We start from the raw sequence: 20,624 nt of genomic DNA, 5'->3' as shown, positions 1-20,624 counted from the left end.
GATGAGTAGCCCAATCCTGGCCCAATCGCTGACGCTATTGGCGCTTATGCTGCCGGACGCCGACCATGTGATCGGGGACTTGCGCGATCAATACGACCCATCGGCAAAGCGCGAACTAGGTGCTCATATAACCATTCGTTTCGACTGGCTATCCGCCAACCGCATCACCGCAACGGATCACGACTACATCGCCTCCATCTGTGCATCGACGCCGACTATTGTTGTCACACTTGCGCGCGTCGCCGAGTTTCCGCGTGTCGTTTACCTGGAGCCCGAACCGGCTGCTCCCATCGAAGCGTTAGCCAAGCGGATCGCGGAACGCTACCCCGCCAGGGCAGACGATCATCCCTTTAAGCCGCACGTCACCGTTGGCCGGAAGCTACCAGCCGAAGACGTGAAGCGTATCCGCAACCTGGCATCGACACGTCTCGTGCAGCAAGGAAACGTCACCACGTCATGCAACGAGCTAACGTTGCTCATGTCCCGTAATGGCAAGTGGGTTCGACAACGCGACTATCCATTTGGTGCGTACTACCAACGCGAACTCTTGGCGCACGACAAAACACAACCGTGACCTCCAACAAAAAAGGGGCAGAGCCCTTTTTAAAATAACATTGGCTACTGTCATTGCGACTGTTACCGCCGCACCCGCGTTTTGAATTTTCTAAATGCAAGCAGGAAGCTCGCAACTGCCTCACGTACCCAGCGGTCGCGCTGTGCAGCGGATGGCCGTGAGTTCGGATGCGTCAGCGATTGCATCTGCGCTTCGCCTCGAACCATATTTACAAATAGTGCAGCTGCCGCATCACGCCCGACGCTGCTGAAGTCGAGTTCCTCTTTTGACGTGGCACGATCGAGTAACTCCGCCACCATGCCGTTCATGGCTCCAGGCCCAGCAACGTAAAAGCGCCTGGCGAGTTCGGGGAATCGCGGGGCTTCTGCTACAACGACGCGATATAGCGCCAGGGATTCGGGTGATAGCACGATGTCCAGATATGCGCGTGCGGATTCTTCCAGAATCGATTCCAGGTCTTTGTCGGAGAACTTCAGGTTACGTACGGTCTGGAGGGCGTATTCGCACTCGGCTTCGACCATCGCTGTAAACAACGCTTCTTTATTTGGATAGTGCGAGTAGACCGTCGATTTGGATACGCCAGCGGCCTGCTGAATCATGTCAGTGGTGGCTGCGCTGAAGCCGAGTGCCAGAAAGATTTCGCGGGCGCCCGCGAGCACGGCTGCTGCCTTGTCGGGCGCTTGTGAGACCGTATGTGTCGCAGGGTTCGATTCCCTGGTGGCGTCAGGGGATTGGCGGCGCGGGGAGCGGGGCATGGAGGGTTCCGGCACAGGGATCGCCGTCAGCGTAGCAGAAGACCCGAACCGAACCGTTCGGTTTATAAAGTTTAACGGGGTTTTAGAGGTATTTATTGCGACTATGATTGACGCGGCATTGACATACCGAACCGCTCGGTTTAGTATGTATCTGCGCCGATCAAAGCAGATGCCTTAGCCATACTGATCGACGAGCAGTCCGTCGTGTTTGCGACGAATCATCTCTATGCGCTTGCAACCTTGTCGATGCCTGGATCGACAGCTTTGATCCGGTTTGCAAAGAAACCCAAGGGACCGCTTGGCGGTTTCCCGCTGATCGATCGTGCGCGTGTGCATGGCGCTTGATCGAAGGATTCACAGAAATGTCTCAGACCACGTTGACCAGTACCAAAGACGAATTCATCGCTCGCTGCATTCCTCTGCTGCAAGAGATCAAGGACAAGACCACGAGCGCCGAGGTCGAGCAATGGTTGAATTCGACATACGGTGTTGAAAGCGAGTTGTACAAAGATCTGTCGCGACTGATTACCCTCGGCGTGAAAGAGGGCTGGGTGGCTGACGTTGAAATCGGTGGCTCACGTTACCGTCGCGCACAGCTTGTTGCGCCGAGTGCGGAGACGTTTTTCTTCAGCATGACGGGCGTGCTGATGGACAGCACCGACAACACCCAGAACAATCCCGAAGACAGTTTCCGCGGCGGCTATCACTCGCACCCATATGGCGAGATCAATCTGGTGGTGCCGCTGAATGAAGGCGCTGCGCTTGCCGGTCCGAATGGCTGGTGTCATGGCGGCTGGACAACGCCGGCGCCGGGAAGCCATCACTTTCCGGAAGCGAAGGGTGGCGCGGTTGTCTCGATTACTTTCCTGCCGGCTGGGCGGATTGCGTTTGACGTCAAACCGTCGTAACACAGGTTGGAAAGCCGATGTACTGATGATGCCGGCGTCCATCCTGTGGCCAGGTTCCGCTATCTACGCGATATGGACGGGTGGTGGCGTGGCCAGTAACTCCCGAAGAAGCAGCTGCGACAACAGACACGGATGATCGCAGCTTCGCTCTAATTTCTTTTTTTTTTCTACTTCTATCACGCGCACTGTGTGCATGATGGGCGTTGCCCATGCACATCGGTACGTGACTCGGTCATGTGCCGAGGTTCTTTTGGTCGGCACGCATGGAACATGCGCATCAACGCGCGCACCATCTTGTGCATCAGCAGGTTATTCCCATGACCGCAGAACTCGACCAGCAGTGCATCAATACCATCCGCTTTCTATCCGTCGATATGGTGCAGAAGGCTGATAGCGGCCACCCCGGCATGCCGCTGGGTGCCTCGCCGACGGCTTACGTGTTGTGGACGCGCTGGCTGCACCACCACCCTCGCAATCCTAAATGGGCGAACCGCGATCGCTTCGTGCTTTCGCCGGGGCATGCATCGGCGATGCTGTACAGCCTGCTTCATCTAACGGGTTACGACTTGCCGCTGGACCAGATCAAGCAATTTCGCGAATGGGGCAGCATGACGCCGGGACATCCCGAACTCGGGCATACACCGGGCGTGGAAATCACCACAGGTCCACTAGGGCAGGGAGCGGCGAACGCGGTTGGCATGGCGATGGCCGAAGCGCAGCTAGCGGCGCGCTACAACCGTCCGGGACATATGGTCATCGATCATCGAACGTATGCGATGGTCAGCGATGGCGACATGATGGAAGGTGTCGTGGCGGAAGCGTCTTCGCTTGCGGGTCATCTCAAGCTCGGCAAGCTCACTTTCATCTATGACGACAACCGCGTGACGTTGTCGGCGGGCACGGACATTACCTTCTCCGAGGATCGTGCTGCGCGCTACGCGGCCTATGGCTGGCATATCGTGAATGTGGCGGACGGTAATGATCTGGCTGCGATTCAGGCGGCTTTGCAGGCAGCGAAAGATGAAACCGAGCGGCCGACGTTTATCGTGGTGCGTACGCATATCGGTTATGGCTCGCCGGAGCAGGACAGTTTTGAATCGCATGGTTCGCCACTGGGCGAGCCGAACGTACTAAAGACGAAGCAGAAGCTGGGCTGGCCCGAAGAACCTCAGTTCCTGATACCGGATCAAGCACTGACGCATTTCCGCGAAGCGATCGATCGCGGCGCGCGTGATGAAGCAGCTTGGAATGAGCATATGAATGCTTATGCGAAAGCATTTCCGGAGCTCTCTGCCGAACTGCAAGGCAGCCTGCGCGGTGAATTGCCCGCACACTGGGATGAATCGATACCGATATTTCCGGCGAGCGCCAAGGGCGTCGCCACGCGCGATGCTTCGCGCGACGTGATGAACGCCATCGCGGCCAGACTTCCCTCACTGACCGGTGGTTCGGCCGATCTCGATCCTTCGACAAAGACGGTGTTGAAAGGCTTCGGCGATTTCAATCCGCCCGCCGTGAAAGGCGAGGATTTGCAGGGTTCGGATAAGGGCGGTTGGAGTTACGAAGGGCGCAATATCCACTACGGCATCCGCGAACATGCGATGGGCGCTATCGTCAATGGATTGGCGGCGCACGGCGGCGTCATTGCCTACGGTGCGACCTTCTTCATCTTCTCCGATTACATGCGTCCGCCGATGCGGCTCGCAGCGTTGTCGCACTTGCATGTCATCCATGTGTTTACGCACGACAGCATCGGCTTGGGTCAGGACGGCCCGACGCATCAACCGGTGGAGCAGTTGGCGAATCTGCGTGCCATTCCAAACTTCACTGTCATTCGTCCCGCCGATGCAAATGAAACCGCAGAGGCGTGGCGTGTTGCGGTGGAAACGCGGGATCGTCCGGTGGCCTTGGTGCTGACTCGCCAGGCGGTGCCTACGCTTGACCGCAATCGTTATGCCGCTGCGAATGGCTTGCGTCGTGGCGCGTATGTCTTGAGCGATGCGCCGAACGGAAAGCCGCAACTTATTCTGATCGCCAGTGGTTCCGAAGTCGGCCTTATTGTCGCCGCGGCGGATGTTTTGCAAGAGCAGGGCATCGCCGTGCGTTGTGTCTCAATGCCAAGCTGGGAATTATTCGAGGCACTGCCAAAAGCCGAACGCGATGCGGTGTTGCCGCCGTCGGTCACCGCGCGGCTTGCGGTGGAACTGGGTGTGTCGCAAGGCTGGGATCGTTATATCGGACCGCACGGCGACATGCTCGGCGTGGAGCGTTACGGTGCATCGGCGCCCGGCGAGATCGTCATACGCGAATACGGGTTTACCGTCGACAACGTTTGCGCGCGCGCCAAAGCATTATTGGCGGCGTGACTAATCCTGTTCGCTGAGGGTCTGTGCGTACGTCTTTCCGTACGGGTAGAAGCGTTCCTTTTTACCTTGCTGCCATGCGGCCTTGAGTTCGGGATTTGTAATATCCCAGTCCGGCCGGCACTTCTTCGACACAGCGCGCATGTCCTGGCGCAGTTCTTCCGTGGTCGGGCGGCCGAAGAACCAGTAGCCGTTGTAGATCTTGTAGATGATCAGACCGGGCTCGAGAACGATCGTGTGCGGGATCATCGGATTGTGGACGGTGTCGGTGTATTCGGCGATATCGAGATCTTTCTGCACAGTGCGCCGCGGGTCCGACAGAAAGGGCCAATGCGCGCCGACGCCGCTACGGTTTTCATTGGTCTCCGCAATGTTGTCGGTGCTGATCGTCACCAGCCGGCAATACCCGACCTCAAGCTCGCGATGCAATTGAACCAGCCCTTCGGACTGACGGCGGTCCTTGGGGCAGAAACTTCCGCGGCTCAGGACCAGAATCATCGGCTGCTGCGCCTGCAGCTCCGAGAGCTTGCGGTGCTTGCCGGTATGGTCGGGCAGCTCGTAGTCGGGGAAGGTCGCCCCTGCCATCACGTCGGGTCGCATGGAAGGCTCCTGTTCGATGGTTTATTGGCCGGAACGGGCAACCATAGAAGATGGCTTAATAAGCGGGAATGAAATAAGCGGAAATGGCGCGTTTATGGGGGTGATGCCAAACCATCCCATACCGGCGGCTATCGGGAAGTCGATTCTCGATAAGATGGGTTGTCCAAGTCGTGGGGCTTCGCGCGTCATAAGAGTGGCGGCGCATGGTGCCCGTCTCTAACGGAGAATCCCAATGCAATATCTACTGATGCTTTATGCGGACGAGAGCGGCTGGTCCAGCATGACGAAGGCCGAACAGGAGCAGGGCGTCGCAGCCTATGTGGCGTATACGCAGGCGTTGAAGACGGCGGGTGCGTGGGTGGGTTCCAACCGGTTGCAGGATGTCGGTACCGCGACCACCGTGCGCGTGGTCGATGGCAAGTCGCAAGTACTCGACGGTCCCTACGTGGAAACCCGGGAGCAGTTGGGCGGTTATTACCTTATCGAAGCGCCTGGTTTGGATGAGGCCCTGGCTTGGGCCGCACGTTGCCCTGGCGCTGGTCATGGCACGATTGAAGTGCGTCCCGTTTGGGATATGACCGAGTATGAACCGGTATGCGACCGCACGAAGTAGTCGACGCCGTCGCGCGTCGCAGTTACGGTAAGCTCGTCGCCTTCCTGGCCGCTGACACGCGTGATGTGGCGGCGGCCGAAGACGCGGTGTCCGAAGCATTCGCTGCCGCGCTGGCACACTGGCCGGTACATGGATGTCCGGCAAATCCGGAAGCATGGTTGATGACCGTCGCGCGCCGAAAGAGCATCGACGGTATGCGCCATCGACGCAGCGGTGAGGCAGTGACCACGCAATTGCAGATGTTGGTGGAGAATCAAACCTCCGAATCGGCCGAAGCCATTCACGACGCAGAGATTCCCGACAAACGCCTTGCGTTGTTGTTCGCCTGCGCACATCCGGCCATCGATGCCGGTATTCGCGCACCGTTGATGTTGCAGGCCGTGCTCGGACTGGACGCGAAGACAATTGCGTCGGCATTTCTCACATCGCCCGAAGCGATGGGAAAACGTCTGGGCCGCGCCAAACAAAAAATTCGTGCAGCAGGCATTCCTTTCGCCATTCCCGCGCGCGATGAATTGGCGGACCGGCTGGATGGCGTGTTGGATGCCATCTACGCCGCCTTCGCGGAAGGGTGGAGCGATCCCGGTGGCACCGATGTGGCCCGGCGCGACCTCACCGATGAAGCGTTGTTTCTTGCAAGGTTGCTGGTTGCATTGCTGCCGCAGGAACCGGAAGCACTGGGCATGTTAGCCCTGATGCTGCACGCGGATGCGCGGCGCCGTGCGCGGCGTAGTGCCAGCGGCGACTATGTGCCGCTGGCCGAGCAGGATGTGTTGCTCTGGAACGTAGCGATGATTGAGGAAGCTGAAGCCTTGTTGCGCTATGCAAGCACCCTTGGCCGCATAGGCCGCTATCAACTCGAAGCGGCGTTGCAATCCGCGCACGTCGAACGCCGCCGCACCGGACGCACGGACTGGACCGTGGAAGTGCAACTCTACGATGCGTTGCTTGCGCTCTCCGGCTCGCCCGTCGTGGCACTCAACCGTGCAGTCGCGATTGCAGAGTGGAAAGGGCCCGCTGCCGCACTGGAGATAGTAAACGCACTCGCCGCCGATGGCCGGCTCGCCCAATACCAACCTTATTGGGCCGCCCGCGCAGCGCTGCTAGCTCGAACTCATGCTTATAGAGACGCCCGCGATGCTTACGACGTCGCGATTGGTCTTGAGCGCGATCCTGACGTCCGCCGCTTTTTGCAAGGGAAGCAGGCTGTTGTCGTAGACCGATTAATTTAGTGACCGATAACGACGCCAGCCGTTTCAATCGGACTTTATTGCCGCATATACGGTAGCGGTGGCGAATATGCGAGCGACGTCGCAACGCAATGCCGCTAGCAGTGCGTTGGCATCCAGCAGTGCATTGCGTAACTGCTCGACATTCACAGGCGCTGCGATCATGTCCAGCTTGTCGCCAAGCATCGCGTTTGCATCGCTTAGATACTTGTGAACTGTGCTCAAGATGCTACCGAACACCTCAGCTTGCGACTGACTGGTAAGTTTCCCACCGCCGCGCATGCGTTCGTACGCGTCGCGTAAGGATGCCAGTTCGTGAGCGTCGATTGTTGACGGATTGTCAGTTCCAGCCATGACGAGGTCTGCATATTCAATCGAAAATGCGTCAAGGTTACGATTGTTATTGCTCATTGTATTTCTCCGTTGTGATGATGGTTAGGTGTCGATGCTCATTTGTTTGCGATGCCGCCGAACTCGACGACTTCTTATGGATCGCTGGGCACGACAAGTGGGCGATTGGGGCACGATGACGCGACAAGTACGCGTCCCCGGACATTGCCAAGCTTCGCTGAGTGATCAGTGGACCACTGCTAGCAATTGCGGTGCGCTTTTATCGGCACCGGCCTGGATATGTATTCCGTCTTAAATGTTGCGGCTGTGCCGCACTCGCGATTGAGTCGGACAAAGTGCGTGTGGACCCCTATGTATTGCGGGGGTGATGCTGGCATCCCGGAAGCTAGCTGGGTTAGCTTTAATTTGGCGCGGAAAGGCTGGACCTTGCGCATTGCAGCATTGCACTGCCGCCCGCAATATACCGCAGCGGACCGACGATCGCTACTCTCAGCAAGGATCTAATCTCTATGGGCGCATAAGGTCCATTCTCGACCCGGCGCGCATCAAACCTAATTGGACGTCCGCGTACGTCTAATGGATAGTTGGCCATCATAGACAGAGGGCTTAAAGTGTCTAATCAACCGAATAAAAAGCTCAGCGGCTACCTTTTTATGGGAAGCGGATGTTTGTTTTTCATCGCCGCATTCTTCGGCAAACAGGTCGCGTTTTGCGGTATCGGCGCTGCGTTTATTGCTATTGGTGTCCTATATCTCAGTATCGCCAGAAAAGCTTAGTCTTGGCTCGCTTAAGCCGAGATAGTCGCCGTTTTTCATGTGCTTCTTGGACCGTGCTTGCCCGAGGAAATAGTGACGAATCTCAGCGGTAAGAGCGATACTCGTACCCGCACACTGCTAGCAATCGGATTGGTTTGCCTTGCCGTGGCAATGGGGTCAAAGAGCCTGTATCTGCACTTTGGGCTCGAACCTATCCCACTACACTTTTTACAAGGGGCGCTTCTTGGCTTCGGTCTTATCGCGGTGTTGCACGCTTGGTGGAAAACGCGTCGTCGACTACGCGGAGGCGTTCGCTCGGTCGACGGTTGAACATTCGGGGGCATTAGGCTCGGTAAAATGTCTGTTTTCGATCCGAAACGGGCCGATCAACCAGTCGACGAGTGGCTAGTAAAAACCGCCAATTGCGCTGCGAAAGCACGTTGATATGCGGGCCGCGCTTCGGCGCGGGCAGCGTAGGCTGCGAGGTTCGCGAATTCGTCCAGGATGCCCGATAACCTTAGTCTGAGCAGCACCGACGCCATCAACAGGTCGCCTGCGCTGAACGCACCATCGAGCCATTCGGCATCGCCCATGTAAGCAGAAAGTTGATGGAGCCGATGACGAATGCGATCCTGGATCAGGGGCAGGCGTTCCTTGCTCCAGGGTTTGTCGCTCTCCAGAAACCTGGCGGTTATAAGTTCGAGGACCGGCGCTTCTACGGTGTTGAGTGCAGCAAACATCCACGTGATCGCACGCGCTCGCGCATTTGCATCCTCCGGCAGCAACCCCGCATGGCTTTCCGCGATATGCAACACGATGGCGCCCGACTCGAACAGAGTGAGGTCGCCCTCTTCATAGGTGGGAAGCTGCCCAAAAGGTTGAAGCTTGCGATGTGCGGGTTCTTTCATGGCGCTGAATGAAAGGAGACGAACCTCGTAAGGCTGGCCCGTTTCTTCAAGTGCCCAGCGAACGCGCACGTCGCGCGATAGGCCCTTGCCGCGGTCGGGCGATTGCTCAAAAGCGGTGATGATGGGACTCATTGGAATACTCCGTTGATTGCATAGATGCCGGCCAAGGCGTCGAGGATTCGCTTACTTATGGGTCATTCTCCTTGACGTGTTTAACCTATGACGAACGGATGGGTACCGATTCGACATGCCCCGGCTCCGTACTTTGCATCCAATCGTTAAGGCCCGAATTAAACCTTCTAACAGCGGTAAACATCGGAGTAACCATACCCAAAAGGACGTGGCTCCGAAATGATTGAAGCTCGCTCAGTATTCAAGGCTGTACTGATTCTTTGCTCGGCAATATCTCCTATCGCGGGCGCCGCGGCAGCAGAATCACTTCCCGTATCGGCATATCTGCATCCACAAGAACTTGTTCTTGTTGCGCGGGAGCGACACCTTAATCTTTATTGCGTAGGGAAAGGTCAGCCAACTGTACTTTTTGACTCCGGGCTCGGAGACGGCACATTGAGCTGGCGAACGGTGCAGGGAGAGATCGCGAAGACGACACGCGCATGCTCCTATGATCGTGCCAATTATTTCTTCAGTGATTCTATTGATCGCATAGCGACGGCCCAGGCATCTGTCGACGATATGTTGGCGTTGATTGATCGAGCACATCTGGGCGATCAAGTCATTCTTGTAGGGCACTCACGCGGCGGGTTGAATGCTCGGCTTTTCACCTACGAGCATACGAATCGCGTGGCGGGATTGGTCCTTGTAGATGCGACCATCACTGAAAAATTGGCGCTCGCAACGACATCGAATTACGTTCACAAATACGAAAATTACCTCGCCCGTGGGCAGCAATTGGAAAACTGTGAGCACCTTGCTCGACAAGACGCTCTGCAAGCCGATGGTGTCGACACACAGCATTGTTTGGACGATTTTGGTGTCCAGCACGACCCAAACGAACAGGCGCTATCGCACGAGATCAGGTCCATGGAGAGCCGGCCTGCGTATCAGGCTACCTTGTTCTCCGAAAGACAAAACCTGTTTTATCCCATCGACAATGAAGGCGATTCGACAGATGGGCTGAGCATTTCGCAAGCGGAACACTCTCTTGGCAACCTGCCGCTGGTTGTCATCTCGGCCGATTGGTTCAAGTCAGCCACGTTTAAAGGCACGCCGACCGCCGAGCAAATGCAATTTCTGACGTGGAATGCGGATCAGATGCGCACCATTTCACAGGAGTCGACACGCGGCCGGTTCGTCGAGGTGGCAAGCCGGCACTATGTGCAGAAGGAACGTCCCGACGTCGTGATTGACGCCATTCGTCAGGTCATAGACTCGGCGCGGAGATCTGCAGCGCACTAGGTTGATACTTGCGATAAATGGGGCGTCCGCTGAAGTCAACAATGTCCGATCTCGACCCATGGCGGACGTCACTCGTGGCCCCTTTGTCGAAGCCGTAGCAACCAACGTCAGCTAAGAAACTCGACCCTGCCACCAACAAGGTGGTACATCGAACCGACGATCTTGATCTTGCCGTCCTTCTCAAGTCCCGCAAGGACGTCGCTGCGTCGTCGGATTTCTTCGATAGTGTGGCGAACGTTGGTCGTCGCTACAGCATCCACGAATAAGTCGTTTTTGCTGCTGCGGTCACCGTTGAACACGGTCGCATCGACGGATGGTTTTATCTTGTCGAGCAAGCCAGTGAGGTTGCCGAGCTTGGCGCCATCGATGGCGCCCTTGATGGCACCGCAGCTCGTATGGCCCATCACCAGAACGACCTTGGCACCCGCCAGGGCGCAGGCGAATTCCATGCTTCCCAGCAGGTCGTCATTGGAAATATTTCCGGCAACGCGCCCGTTGAACGTCTCACCAATACCGGTATCGAGAATGATCTCGGCGGGTGCACGCGAATCAATGCAACTAAGGATCATTGCTGCGGGATACTGACCGCCGACGGTCGCGCGTTTTTGTGCGAGATAATCGTGTGGCGTCGGTTTGCCAGTGCGAAAACGTTCGTTGCCTTCTTTCATGGATGCGATGATCTGATCGGGCGTCATCGCATCGCGTTGCTCTTTGGTAAGCGCCGCGGCCTCGGCCAATTCCGGCATCATCCATGGCAACCCACTGACTGCAGTGAATGCAGCCAAGCCTAGCGCGGATTTGAGTATCGTCCGGCGCTGGGTATCGGTTTGAGTGGTCGTACAGCAATCGCCAGGGTGAGCACTCATAGTCAGAGCCTCTGAAGTTGTTTCGTGATTGGCGAATTACTAAATGTGGGTTGCAATAAATACCGTACTCGGTGAAATTCAGGTGAAAATGCATTCGGCGATATGGGTCGTTATTGGTGGGGCTGTTTCGTGCGGATTCGACACAACGCAAACGCGCACTCTCGTATAGGTTGTTGATCGCAACAGCCACGGTAGTGATAGCTGCCCCATGACGACCCGCGGGTCCACGCCTGGCATTAGAGCGCTTGAATGCCTCAACTTTTTCATGGCCGATGTGCAAGCGGGCATCGGTCCTTTTCTAGGTGTGTTTCTGCAAGCCAGAGGTTGGCATACCGGCGCGATCGGCGCCGTCATGACGCTGGGTGGCGTTGTCGGCATGATCGCTACGGCACCTGCCGGAGCCTTGGTTGACGCTACTCATCGCAAACGCACGCTCGTGGTAATCAGTAGCATCTTCACGGTGCTGGCATCGGCACTACTGTTGCTGTCACCCGCGAAGGTGGTGGTGGCGTCGTCGCAGATCGCAACGGCGCTGGCAGGCGCCGCGCTCGGGCCAACGCTAGCCGGAATCACGCTGGGCATGGTGCGCAAAGCAGGTTTCGATTATCAATTCGGCCGCAATCAGGCGATCAACCACGCGGGCAACGTGATTGGAGCGGCGTTATCAGGCGTACTGGGTTGGAGGTTCGGGTTCATCGCGGTCTTTGGTTTGGCCGCGTTGTTTGCGATCTTTGCAATTACGAGCGTGCTGCTGATTCCTGCGCGCGCGATTGACGATCGTGCAGCGCGCGGTTGGGAGAAACCCGGCACGCACGCGAATCAGGTATCGGGCTTACGTGTCTTAGTGACATGCAAGCCACTTCTTATCCTTGGCGTGGCATTGCTGCTCTTTCATTTAGGAAACGCCGCGATGTTGCCGTTGTACGGCATGGCAATCGTAGCGGCACATCAAGGCAACCCTGCTTTGTTCACTGCATTGACTATCGTGGTCGCTCAGACCGTCATGGTGCTGATGTCTGTGTTCGCCATTCGCTGGATGCGCACATACGGCCATTGGTTCGTCATCTTGCTGACTTTCATTGTATTGCCCATTCGTGGCATGACTGCCGCTTATCTCATCACGAGCTGGGGCGTGTGGCCGGTGCAGGCACTCGATGGTATCGGTGCGGGCCTGCAAAGTGTGGCGGTACCGGCGATGGTAGCGACGGTGTTGCAAGGCACGGGTCACGTCAACGTCGGGCAAGGCGCAGTGATGACGATGCAGGGAATGGGCGCGGCGCTGAGTCCGCTGCTCGGTGGTGTCATCGCCGACGTGTTTGGGTTTCGCATAGCGTTCTTGCTGTTGGGAGCGATCTCTGCGGGATCGTTGGCGTTGTGGTGCGGTTGTCGGAGGAAACTGAGGCCTGATGCAGCCCTTGGTTAGGGCGGCGAGGCCCGCTTTCGACCAAATGTGGCCGTAGCTCGGCTAGGTCGAGGAAAACTTTGAATGAAAATGATGTCTGGGGACGGCCCGGGAAGGGCCGCAGCGTCCCCGTGTGCGGCAAATTGTCTTGCGCCAATGATTCAGCGCTGAAACAAACTCTTACATTTTTCGTTGTTTCTCACATAACTCATTTAAATCCGCCATCCAGAATTGCTCCTCGTCGGGACTAGTCATGTCGATGTCCCTTTTTTAGGCAGGAGAATTTGAAATGCGAGTATTACCAACTTTGAAATTAATATTGGCAGCCGCGCTGATCGCTGCGCTGGCCGTGGCTACTGACACTTCGGCACAAACACGCTTCCATGGGACGGGCGCTTATGGTGCACGCGGCAGCGCGGCCGGCGGCGGTTACACGAACTGGTCAGGCGGTTCCACCGCGCATCAAGGTCGCCATTGGGCTAATGGCGCAAATGGCGGCAGCTTCAGCGGTCATAACAGTTATAACGCCAATCCGAATGGCTCTGCACAGGCCAGTTTTTCCAATTCCGGCCATACCGCGTCGGGCGGTAACTTCTCGGGCAATGGTGCGTATTCGCGCGATGCCAACGGCACCTGGTCCGGCAATAGTCAGTCTAGTGGCAGCGGGCAGCATGGTAGCTACGCGACGTCGACGAGTACGTCCAATGGAGTAACCACGCATACCGCAACCGCCACCAATGCGGACGGGCAGACGTACAGCCACAGTGGCAGCTATACGCAAGGCCAGGGTTACAGCCCCAGTAGCAGCGGACCGAACGGCAACTGAAACAGCACAGTCGCCACCATCCATGAAACGACGACGCGCGACACCCACACGTCACGCCAGCGGCGCTTCCCGAAACGGAAGCGCCGTTGTCGTGTCAGGACACCGCTCGACATGTTGATCTGACGACATCGATGCGCGCCGCGACCGAACATCCGCTGCAACGGAACAAAAGCGACAGTGTTCGGCTTTCGCGAATTGCGCGAATCAAGGTTGCGATAACGTGTGTAACCCAGTTATCAAATGATCCGTGCTGCATTCGCAATGACCTCGTCAATGCCGATACTCGTCTTACGGGTGCCGACTTCGCACGCTTGAACGATCCATCGAAGCTTGATCATCGAACGCGGGGGGGGCGCGCAAAAAAACACCCGCGTAATACGCGGGTGGCATAAAGGGGGCAAGACGGCACCGGGTGTGGAGGGTATCGGAGGGGGGATGCCGTCTTGCCAAAAAGTGCGCACTAGAAATCGCGCATGACGAACTCAGCTGCCAGCACGACTGGCCATGAAGAGCTTGATCTGGTCGAGCGTGATGTAGCCCTGGTGGTTCGTGTCGATATCGCTGAAATGCTGCGCTACGCGCGGCATGCCGGCTTGAGCTTCGGCCAGGGTGAGTTTGCCGTCGTGGTTGGTATCGGCGGCAGCGAATCGCTGCTCCAGCATGCGCATCATCTGCTGCGCACGCGGAGAATTGGCGGAAGCTTGCGGGGCCGCGAACGCGACGACTGGCGACAGCATCGCAACGAGGAAAATGGAATAGATCTTGCGCATATAAATAGTACCTATGGAGTGGGGGAGCGGCCACGGATCGGGCCGCGCCGGCGAGGAAGTTCGGCCGACGAAAGACATGCTACGCACGAGATGTTGGGTGGATATTGCGGGTATGGCCGCAAATGTTTCAGGTCGTTACAGCGCTGCGGAGGCCGTATCGGCAGGCGAAGGGACGAGCGAGAACGTCACTCGTGCTTCCATGCCTGTGGGGTGTCGGCGAATCAATTGCAAACGGCCTCCGTGCAAGCGCGCAACGCGATCGACAATGGCCAGCCCGAGCCCCGAACCGCTGGTGTTGGAGCGCCCCACGTCGCCTCGTGTGAACGGTTGAAGCAAGCGTGCTTCATCGCCTTCCGCGAGGCCGGGACCCGCATCGAGCACAGCCAGCACCGCGTTGTCGCGCTCCATATAGGTGTGTACCTCCAGGCCTACCCCGGCATACTTCACCGCGTTTTCCATCAGATTTTGCACGAGCCGCATCATGGCGATGGGACGGAATGGCCATACCGGCAGCGGCTCGAGCCGTAATGCGAAAACGTGGCCTCGCTTGGCGAATCCCGACGCTAGCTCTTCCACCAATGCGTTCAATTCACCTTCAACAATGCGTTCGTCGCTACCGACACGGCCGAAGTCGATAAATTGACCGATGATGGCATCGATCTGATCGATGTATTGACCCACCGGCAGTTCGCTGGCGTGCTTGTCCAGCGCCAGGGTGAGCCGCAATTTGGCCAGTGGGGATCGGATGTCATGCGAAATGCCGGCGAGCATGACGGTTCGGCTCGACTCCATCTCTTCCAGGTTGTCCAGCATGGCATTGAACTGTTTCGCGACGATCGCCAGTTCGCTTGCATCGTAGGTTGGCAAGCGCGCATGTCTTGCGCCGGAACCGACGTTCTGCGCGGCATTGGCAATGTCGCGCAATGGGCGATTGATGCGCCGCTGGATCAACAAGGCACCAAGCGCTGCCGACAGTGCCAGGCTTAACCACAGGACTAGTGCGGAAGTAAGCCAACGATAGGGAACCAAAGCGTTGACGGGAAACTTTATCCAGTAACGCTCGCCGCTGATGTTCAGGTATGCCCAAATACTGAGTTGCGGAGTATTTGTCATGCGCAAGGTGATGCCCTTGGCCAGGTTCCGTCGCACTTCACGAATGAACAAGTCCGCCAATGGCGTGCGGTATGCGAAATTGTCGGGCGGTGGTTCGGTGAGCTGAGCGCTAAGCGCACCCGCCCGGTTCAAACGGGCCACATAGGCGTCGCGATCCGTCGCGGGCACCTGTGATAGCGCTGCATCGAGCACGTTCACCTGGGTGGCGACCAACTGCGCCACCTCCATGACACGGGGGCGTTGCAGCAAAACGTAAAGAACGATCGTGGACATCTGCGCGATCGCAATAAGTCCCAGCAGCAGAAGCAGGTTGCGGCCAAACAGCGAGCGCGGCCACAGGCGCAGCTTAAGCATGACCACCGTCCGGCGTGAACATGTAGCCGACACCCCACACTGTGCGGATGTAGCAGGGCGCGGCCGGATCGTCTTCGATCTTGCGGCGCAGACGCGAGATCTGCACATCCAGCGCACGGTCCATCGCCTCGTGATCTTTTCCCTTTACTTTGTCCTGCAGATGATCGCGGCTCATCGGCCGGCGCGGATTGGCGGCAAAGACTCGCAGCAATTGGAATTCCATGTTGGTCAGCGGAATGGATGCACCATCACGCTGCAGCTCCATGCGCGAAATGTTGAGCGTAAACGGGCCGAATTCGGTGACTTCGTCATTACCCCATACTTGCGTGCTGTGTAGCATGCTTTGGCGCCGGCGCATGGCCTTCAACCGTGCGACCAGCTCTCGCGGATCGGACGTCTTTGGCAGGTAATCGTCCGCACCCATTTCCAGGCCGATGATGCGATCGATGGAATCGCCGCGCGCTGTCAGCATGAGAATGGGAATGGTCTGCCCACTTGCGCGCAGGCGACGGCAGATCGAAAGCCCGTCTTCGCCCGGCATCATCAAATCCAGCACGAGGGCATCGAACGGTTCGCGCTGCAAGAGACGATCAAGCTGCTCAGCGCTGTCGATGGCCTGCACCTCGAAGCCGTTATCCGTCAGATAGCGGCGCAGCATGTTGCGTATTTCGGCATCGTCGTCGAGCACGATGATGCGCGGAGCGCGCTCGTTCACGGACAGTCTCCTCGTCTGTGGTACGGCGTTACGTGGCGGGCATTATGCCACCCGTATGCCATGGCGCAGGCGGCGACCGTCGGATGTGAATCTCATCATCGTGCCAAACGGTGCCCTGATCGTTCCTGCCACCCCGGTTATCCTCACGCAGGTCGCCATTTTTCCTATTCATAGCAGGCACTTGGGTGCTGTAACAACCTGTTACAAAGTCGGCGGTTGCGGACATCGCCAGGTTACGAGTCGGGACCAAACTGTTGATCAAGCGCAAGGCATCCAGCGCTCAACTTCTCCCATTCTGAGTAACCGTCATGTCGAACCTCCTTCAACACGCTCATTCGGTCCACATCCCGGGATTTCTGCCACTGGCGATGATTACGGTGGTGCTGGAAATGCTGTGGCGCCTGCTCGTTGCCGGCAAAGGTTACAACTTTCGCAGCGCGGGCAGCACCATGCTGATTGCCCTGGGCCACACCGTTACCGACGCGTTGACTGCGCTGGCTCTCGCCCCGGTGTTTGCGTTGGTATGGCACTTCGCGCCGTGGCATTTCTCGATGCATGACTGGCGCGTCTGGGTCATCGGCTTCTTTGTCGTGGAGTTCGCCTACTACTGGTACCACCGCTTTAGCCACGAAGTGCGCTGGTTGTGGGCCAGTCATGCCGTGCATCACACGCCTGAAGAGATGACGTTGCTCTCGGCCATTCGCCTGGGATGGACGAACCTGATCTCTGCCGGTTGGCTGGTGTATCTGCCGGTGATGGCGTTGGGCTTCGATCCGCGCATGGTCATCATTCTTCTGGCGTTGGATCTTCGCTTTCAGTTCTTCCTGCATACCGAAGCGCGAGTCAACCTCGGTCCGCTGGAATGGATTCTCAACACGCCGACGCATCACCGCATTCATCATGCCTCGAATGCACCGTACATCGACAAGAACTACGGTGGTGCGCTGATTATTTTCGATCGGATGTTCGGCACGTTTGCCGCCGAACGCAAAGACGAGCCCCTGCGCTATGGCCTCGATCACCCGCTTGGCACACATAACCCGCTCGGCCTGGTGTTCGGCGAATGGCGTCGCTTGCTGACCGATCTGCGACGTGCGCCTAGCTGGTACGCCGCTGCACGCATCGCGTTGGGTCGTCCCTGATCCTGCTTATCCATCGCGGTGTCGCCGCGTGATTTTCCCTTCTACCTACGAGAACTCATCATCATGAACAAGACACGTTACACATTCGCCATGTTATTGGCCGTTGGAATCGGCACCTGTTTTTCTTCCGCGCATGCCGGCGCAGTCGTCGTCACTCGTTCGGCCACGCCGAGCTATAGCGTCACCACGGTGCGTACGACCGGCCCTTATGTCGTCTACCCCGCACCCTGTTGCTACAGCAGCGTCGTGGTGAGAAGCGCCCCTTCAACCGTCACCATCAAAGCGGGTTCTCCGCCGCCGGTCCGCGTGGTCTATGCAACACCCGTTGTAACCACATATCCAGCGCCGAAGGTGGTCTATGTGCCCACCACGTATTACCCCGCCACCTATTACCCCGCCACGTATTACTACGTGCCGTAAGCAGGGATGGGACCGTCAATGATTACGTCAATGATCAAAAGAAATGTGCTGCGGTGCTTGTTGCCTGTGCTTTGCATGGTCGGTATGGCGGGCTGTGTTGCGACCTCGCCGGTTCAATATCGCAACCTCGATTCCACCGCACAGCTGGCGCCAAACTCGCAAGGCCAAAACAAACATATCCCGCTCTACTACTCAGCACCGGACGCGCAGCTTTCCAGGTACACGCAGGTGATGCTCGATACCGTAACGGTTTACAACGGCGAAGATCAGCAGTTCGGCAAGTTGAGCACAGCCGAACGACAACAGCTCGCCGATTACATGCAGACGCAATTCAGTCAAACACTCGGGCAGAAGTATGTGCTGACATCGGTGGCCGGTCCCGACACGCTGAGGATCCATCTCACCTTGACCGGCGCTTCGGCCAGCGTGCCGGTGCTGAGCACGGTCAAGCAAATCCTGCCGGTCGGTGCGGTACTGGGCACACTGAGGAGTGCCGCCGACATACCCGCCAGGTCGCTCGGATCAGTCACCTATGCTGTAGAAATCTATGACAGTCAAAGCAATCAATTGCTGAAGGCGTTTGTCGCGAAACAATACCCGGCTGCCGAAAATATATCGGCTAGTCTGGGCACGTTGAGTGCCGCCGAAACAGGTATCGAGAAAGGCGCTAAGACATTCTTGGCGCAGCTTGAGTGACGACACGGATGGTCAACTTGTAAGCCACGTACTTGTTGTCGGCGAACGTTGTCTTTCACGGTCATGGAAACCATTTGCGGAAAGTGTCCGCTTTCGGCCCAAAGTGGACACGGCTTTTCCGCTAGTCGAGCGGGCGCTTCGACGGCCGGGAATCAAAGGTTCAAGGAATGAATCATATAGACGACAGATTTGTGACCTACGCAGGCGCGCTAGACTGTTAGCCGGACCTCTGGCCGGGCAGGTTGTCGTCATGAAAGAACGTCACTTCAAAAGCATGGTTTCCGAGGCGAGCGGCAAGGAACCGGCGCTCGAGATCAAATCGCCGTTCGAGGGCTCGGTGGTGGGCACGGTCAGTGTCTCCGCTGGAGACGACATCGAGCGCGCGCTCACGATCGCCCATCGCTTATTCAAAGATCGCCGTGGCTGGCTCCCTGCGGCAGATCGCGAAGCCATCTTGAGGCGAACAGCGCAAAGCATGATCGACGTGGCCGAAGATCTGGCCATGTTGATCGCGGAAGAGGGAGGCAAGCCTCTGATCGATGCGCGTGCGGAAACCGCTCGGGCCATCGATGGCATCCTGTCATGCGCGGAAGCCATCCGTGGCAACGGTGGACATGTCATTCCGATGAACATCAATGCGAGTTCGGCTCATCGGATGGCCTTCACGCAACGTGAACCCATCGGAGTAGTGGTGGCGGTCAGTGCATTCAACCATCCGCTTAACTTGATCGTTCATCAGGTTGGCCCTGCGGTAGCTGCCGGGTGTCCCTTCATCGTCAAACCCGCGACCGATACGCCGCTAAGCTGCCTGACGCTGATCGATATTTTGCGCAAGGCTGGGCTCCCCGAAGCGTGGGGGCAAGCCATTGTGCTGGACAGCAATGAGCTTGCGTCACGCCTGGTCACGGACGCACGCGTTGGATTCTTCAGCTTCATCGGAAGCGCTGCCGTCGGCTGGAAGCTGCGCTCGCAGCTCGCACCGGGTGTTCGTTGCGCACTCGAGCATGGCGGCGCCGCGCCGGTGATCGTGGCTGCCGATGCGGACCTCGACAAAGCCATACCCAAACTGATCAAGGGCGGCTTTTATCACGCAGGCCAGGTTTGCGTGTCTGTGCAGCGTGTTTATGCACATCAGTCCATCGTTAGAAACGTAGCTGATCGCTTGGCGCGGGCTGCAGAGGCTCTCGTCGTTGGCGATCCCACTAAGGCCGAAACCCATGTGGGCCCGCTGATTCGCCGAAAAGAGCTGGATCGCGTAAGCACCTGGGTGCAGAACGCGGTAACGGCCGGCACGGAACTCCTGACTGGAGGCAAGCCGGTCGGAGAGACGTGCTACGCCCCGACGATACTGTTTGCACCGCCAGCTGATTGTGAGGTCAGTCAGAAGGAGGTTTTCGGCCCGGTCGTGTGCGTGTATCCCTATGACGATATCGAGCAGGCGTTCCAGGCGGCCAATTCGTTACCGGTTGCATTCCAGGCTGCCGTATTCACACGCGATTTCGACACAGCGATACGTGCTTATCATGGCCTGGATGCATCGGCAGTCATGGTCAACGAACACACGGCATTCCGCGTCGACTGGATGCCGTTTGCGGGCTTGCGTGAGTCCGGTCTTGGAACCGGCGGCATTCCCTATACGTTCCATGACATGCAGATCGAAAAGATGTTTGTTGGCGTGAGTCCATAAGCGGCACTGGTTTGGCATTGCCGAATACCGCTGCGACAGCTGCTGCCATTCAAACCCGATTCGGACCACCCTTCGCCACGTCGGGGCACTGTCAGCCTGCGATGGTTTGTATACACTCGCTCCACACGGACGGCCCTGGGGGCAGGTTGGCCGGACCGTGT

21 protein-coding genes are annotated in these 20,624 nt (G+C 57.6%); 13 read left to right on the top strand and 8 right to left on the bottom strand.

What is annotated here, in order from left to right:
• Position 1: 1 nt before the first annotated feature.
• Positions 2–574 (top strand): 2'-5' RNA ligase family protein, encoded by a 573-nt coding sequence (locus EKH79_RS03925; RefSeq protein ID WP_126672495.1) that lies wholly within the window; start codon positions 2–4, stop codon positions 572–574.
• Positions 575–636: 62 nt separating this feature from the next.
• On the opposite strand, the gene EKH79_RS03920 is transcribed toward EKH79_RS03925, so the two are convergent.
• Positions 637–1,233, bottom strand: coding sequence for a TetR/AcrR family transcriptional regulator (locus EKH79_RS03920; protein ID WP_233590172.1), 597 nt, complete (start codon positions 1,231–1,233; stop codon positions 637–639).
• Positions 1,234–1,691: 458 nt separating this feature from the next.
• Here EKH79_RS03920 and EKH79_RS03915 point away from each other — a divergent pair, with 458 nt between their 5' ends.
• Positions 1,692–2,237, top strand: a complete 546-nt coding sequence (locus EKH79_RS03915; protein ID WP_126672494.1) for a 4-hydroxylaminobenzoate lyase — start codon at positions 1,692–1,694, stop codon at positions 2,235–2,237.
• A 317-nt stretch (positions 2,238–2,554) separates the two neighbouring features.
• Positions 2,555–4,603, top strand: coding sequence for a transketolase (gene tkt, locus EKH79_RS03910; RefSeq protein ID WP_126672493.1), 2,049 nt, complete (start codon positions 2,555–2,557; stop codon positions 4,601–4,603).
• On the opposite strand, the gene EKH79_RS03905 is transcribed toward tkt, so the two are convergent.
• A complete protein-coding gene (locus EKH79_RS03905; protein ID WP_126672492.1) occupies positions 4,604–5,200 on the bottom strand; it encodes a redoxin domain-containing protein in 597 nt (198 codons plus the stop codon).
• Between the two features lie 232 nt (positions 5,201–5,432).
• Here EKH79_RS03905 and EKH79_RS03900 point away from each other — a divergent pair, with 232 nt between their 5' ends.
• A complete protein-coding gene (locus EKH79_RS03900) occupies positions 5,433–5,813 on the top strand; it encodes a YciI family protein (RefSeq protein ID WP_126672491.1) in 381 nt (126 codons plus the stop codon).
• Complete coding sequence (locus tag EKH79_RS03895; protein ID WP_126672490.1) at positions 5,795–7,045, top strand: RNA polymerase sigma factor; 1,251 nt, start codon at positions 5,795–5,797, stop codon at positions 7,043–7,045. Before EKH79_RS03900 ends, EKH79_RS03895 begins: the two co-directional genes overlap by 19 nt.
• Positions 7,046–7,069: 24 nt before the next feature.
• Here EKH79_RS03895 and EKH79_RS03890 read toward each other — a convergent pair whose 3' ends face one another.
• Positions 7,070–7,453 (bottom strand): hypothetical protein, encoded by a 384-nt coding sequence (locus EKH79_RS03890; RefSeq protein WP_148108998.1) that lies wholly within the window; start codon positions 7,451–7,453, stop codon positions 7,070–7,072.
• Between the two features lie 551 nt (positions 7,454–8,004).
• On the opposite strand from EKH79_RS03890, the gene EKH79_RS18850 reads away from it, so the two are divergent.
• Positions 8,005–8,169: a hypothetical protein gene (locus EKH79_RS18850; RefSeq protein ID WP_158621196.1), complete on the top strand. Its 165-nt coding sequence runs from the start codon at positions 8,005–8,007 to the stop codon at positions 8,167–8,169.
• Positions 8,170–8,534: 365 nt separating this feature from the next.
• Here EKH79_RS18850 and EKH79_RS03885 read toward each other — a convergent pair whose 3' ends face one another.
• Positions 8,535–9,188: a glutathione S-transferase family protein gene (locus EKH79_RS03885; RefSeq protein WP_126672488.1), complete on the bottom strand. Its 654-nt coding sequence runs from the start codon at positions 9,186–9,188 to the stop codon at positions 8,535–8,537.
• Positions 9,189–9,407: 219 nt separating this feature from the next.
• Between EKH79_RS03885 and EKH79_RS03880 the strand changes: the two genes are divergently transcribed.
• Positions 9,408–10,472, top strand: coding sequence for an alpha/beta fold hydrolase (locus tag EKH79_RS03880; RefSeq protein WP_126672487.1), 1,065 nt, complete (start codon positions 9,408–9,410; stop codon positions 10,470–10,472).
• Between the two features lie 107 nt (positions 10,473–10,579).
• On the opposite strand, the gene EKH79_RS03875 is transcribed toward EKH79_RS03880, so the two are convergent.
• Positions 10,580–11,338: a carbonic anhydrase gene (locus EKH79_RS03875; protein ID WP_126672486.1), complete on the bottom strand. Its 759-nt coding sequence runs from the start codon at positions 11,336–11,338 to the stop codon at positions 10,580–10,582.
• 208 nt (positions 11,339–11,546) lie between these two features.
• Between EKH79_RS03875 and EKH79_RS03870 the strand changes: the two genes are divergently transcribed.
• Entirely contained in the window at positions 11,547–12,761 is a 1,215-nt protein-coding gene (locus EKH79_RS03870; RefSeq protein WP_126672485.1) for an MFS transporter, read from the top strand.
• 268 nt (positions 12,762–13,029) lie between these two features.
• Entirely contained in the window at positions 13,030–13,566 is a 537-nt protein-coding gene (locus tag EKH79_RS03865) for a hypothetical protein (RefSeq protein WP_126672484.1), read from the top strand.
• A gap of 482 nt (positions 13,567–14,048) precedes the next feature.
• Here EKH79_RS03865 and EKH79_RS03860 read toward each other — a convergent pair whose 3' ends face one another.
• The 3 genes from EKH79_RS03860 to EKH79_RS03850 form a co-directional block, all read right to left on the bottom strand.
• Positions 14,049–14,336, bottom strand: coding sequence for an EF-hand domain-containing protein (locus EKH79_RS03860; RefSeq protein ID WP_126672483.1), 288 nt, complete (start codon positions 14,334–14,336; stop codon positions 14,049–14,051).
• 135 nt (positions 14,337–14,471) lie between these two features.
• A complete protein-coding gene (locus EKH79_RS03855) occupies positions 14,472–15,803 on the bottom strand; it encodes an ATP-binding protein (RefSeq protein WP_158621195.1) in 1,332 nt (443 codons plus the stop codon).
• Complete coding sequence (locus EKH79_RS03850) at positions 15,796–16,518, bottom strand: response regulator (RefSeq protein ID WP_126672481.1); 723 nt, start codon at positions 16,516–16,518, stop codon at positions 15,796–15,798. Before EKH79_RS03850 ends, EKH79_RS03855 begins: the two co-directional genes overlap by 8 nt.
• A gap of 308 nt (positions 16,519–16,826) precedes the next feature.
• Between EKH79_RS03850 and EKH79_RS03845 the strand changes: the two genes are divergently transcribed.
• From EKH79_RS03845 to EKH79_RS03830, 4 genes are all read left to right on the top strand, one after another.
• The gene (locus EKH79_RS03845; RefSeq protein ID WP_199754129.1) at positions 16,827–17,660 is read left to right on the top strand and encodes a sterol desaturase family protein; all 834 of its coding nucleotides are present in this window, start codon (positions 16,827–16,829) and stop codon (positions 17,658–17,660) included.
• A gap of 63 nt (positions 17,661–17,723) precedes the next feature.
• Positions 17,724–18,080: a hypothetical protein gene (locus tag EKH79_RS03840; protein ID WP_126672480.1), complete on the top strand. Its 357-nt coding sequence runs from the start codon at positions 17,724–17,726 to the stop codon at positions 18,078–18,080.
• Between the two features lie 30 nt (positions 18,081–18,110).
• On the top strand, positions 18,111–18,776 hold the full coding sequence (locus EKH79_RS03835; protein WP_158621194.1) for a DUF3313 domain-containing protein: 666 nt from the start codon (positions 18,111–18,113) through the stop codon (positions 18,774–18,776).
• A 250-nt stretch (positions 18,777–19,026) separates the two neighbouring features.
• Positions 19,027–20,463, top strand: a complete 1,437-nt coding sequence (locus EKH79_RS03830; protein ID WP_126672478.1) for an aldehyde dehydrogenase family protein — start codon at positions 19,027–19,029, stop codon at positions 20,461–20,463.
• The last annotated feature ends 161 nt before the right edge of the window (positions 20,464–20,624 follow it).

This window comes from Dyella dinghuensis (assembly GCF_003977615.1).
Classification (GTDB): Bacteria; Pseudomonadota; Gammaproteobacteria; order Xanthomonadales; family Rhodanobacteraceae; genus Dyella_B; species Dyella_B dinghuensis.
The sequence above is the reverse complement of the archived record's forward strand: the minus strand, read 5'-3'. Positions and strand labels throughout refer to the sequence as shown.

Coding starts and splice junctions, on each gene's coding strand:
- EKH79_RS03870 (WP_126672485.1), top strand. CDS start 11,547: ATGACGACCCGCGGGTCCACGCCTGGCATTAGAGCGCTTGAATGCCTC.
- EKH79_RS03885 (WP_126672488.1), bottom strand. CDS start 9,188: ATGAGTCCCATCATCACCGCTTTTGAGCAATCGCCCGACCGCGGCAAG.
- EKH79_RS03840 (WP_126672480.1), top strand. CDS start 17,724: ATGAACAAGACACGTTACACATTCGCCATGTTATTGGCCGTTGGAATC.
- EKH79_RS03905 (WP_126672492.1), bottom strand. CDS start 5,200: ATGCGACCCGACGTGATGGCAGGGGCGACCTTCCCCGACTACGAGCTG.
- EKH79_RS03845 (WP_199754129.1), top strand. CDS start 16,827: ATGTCGAACCTCCTTCAACACGCTCATTCGGTCCACATCCCGGGATTT.
- EKH79_RS03865 (WP_126672484.1), top strand. CDS start 13,030: ATGCGAGTATTACCAACTTTGAAATTAATATTGGCAGCCGCGCTGATC.
- EKH79_RS03925 (WP_126672495.1), top strand. CDS start 2: ATGAGTAGCCCAATCCTGGCCCAATCGCTGACGCTATTGGCGCTTATG.
- EKH79_RS03915 (WP_126672494.1), top strand. CDS start 1,692: ATGTCTCAGACCACGTTGACCAGTACCAAAGACGAATTCATCGCTCGC.
- EKH79_RS03860 (WP_126672483.1), bottom strand. CDS start 14,336: ATGCGCAAGATCTATTCCATTTTCCTCGTTGCGATGCTGTCGCCAGTC.
- EKH79_RS03875 (WP_126672486.1), bottom strand. CDS start 11,338: ATGAGTGCTCACCCTGGCGATTGCTGTACGACCACTCAAACCGATACC.
- EKH79_RS03835 (WP_158621194.1), top strand. CDS start 18,111: ATGATCAAAAGAAATGTGCTGCGGTGCTTGTTGCCTGTGCTTTGCATG.
- EKH79_RS03895 (WP_126672490.1), top strand. CDS start 5,795: ATGCGACCGCACGAAGTAGTCGACGCCGTCGCGCGTCGCAGTTACGGT.
- EKH79_RS03890 (WP_148108998.1), bottom strand. CDS start 7,453: ATGAGCAATAACAATCGTAACCTTGACGCATTTTCGATTGAATATGCA.
- EKH79_RS03855 (WP_158621195.1), bottom strand. CDS start 15,803: ATGCTTAAGCTGCGCCTGTGGCCGCGCTCGCTGTTTGGCCGCAACCTG.
- EKH79_RS03830 (WP_126672478.1), top strand. CDS start 19,027: ATGAAAGAACGTCACTTCAAAAGCATGGTTTCCGAGGCGAGCGGCAAG.
- tkt (WP_126672493.1), top strand. CDS start 2,555: ATGACCGCAGAACTCGACCAGCAGTGCATCAATACCATCCGCTTTCTA.
- EKH79_RS03900 (WP_126672491.1), top strand. CDS start 5,433: ATGCAATATCTACTGATGCTTTATGCGGACGAGAGCGGCTGGTCCAGC.
- EKH79_RS03880 (WP_126672487.1), top strand. CDS start 9,408: ATGATTGAAGCTCGCTCAGTATTCAAGGCTGTACTGATTCTTTGCTCG.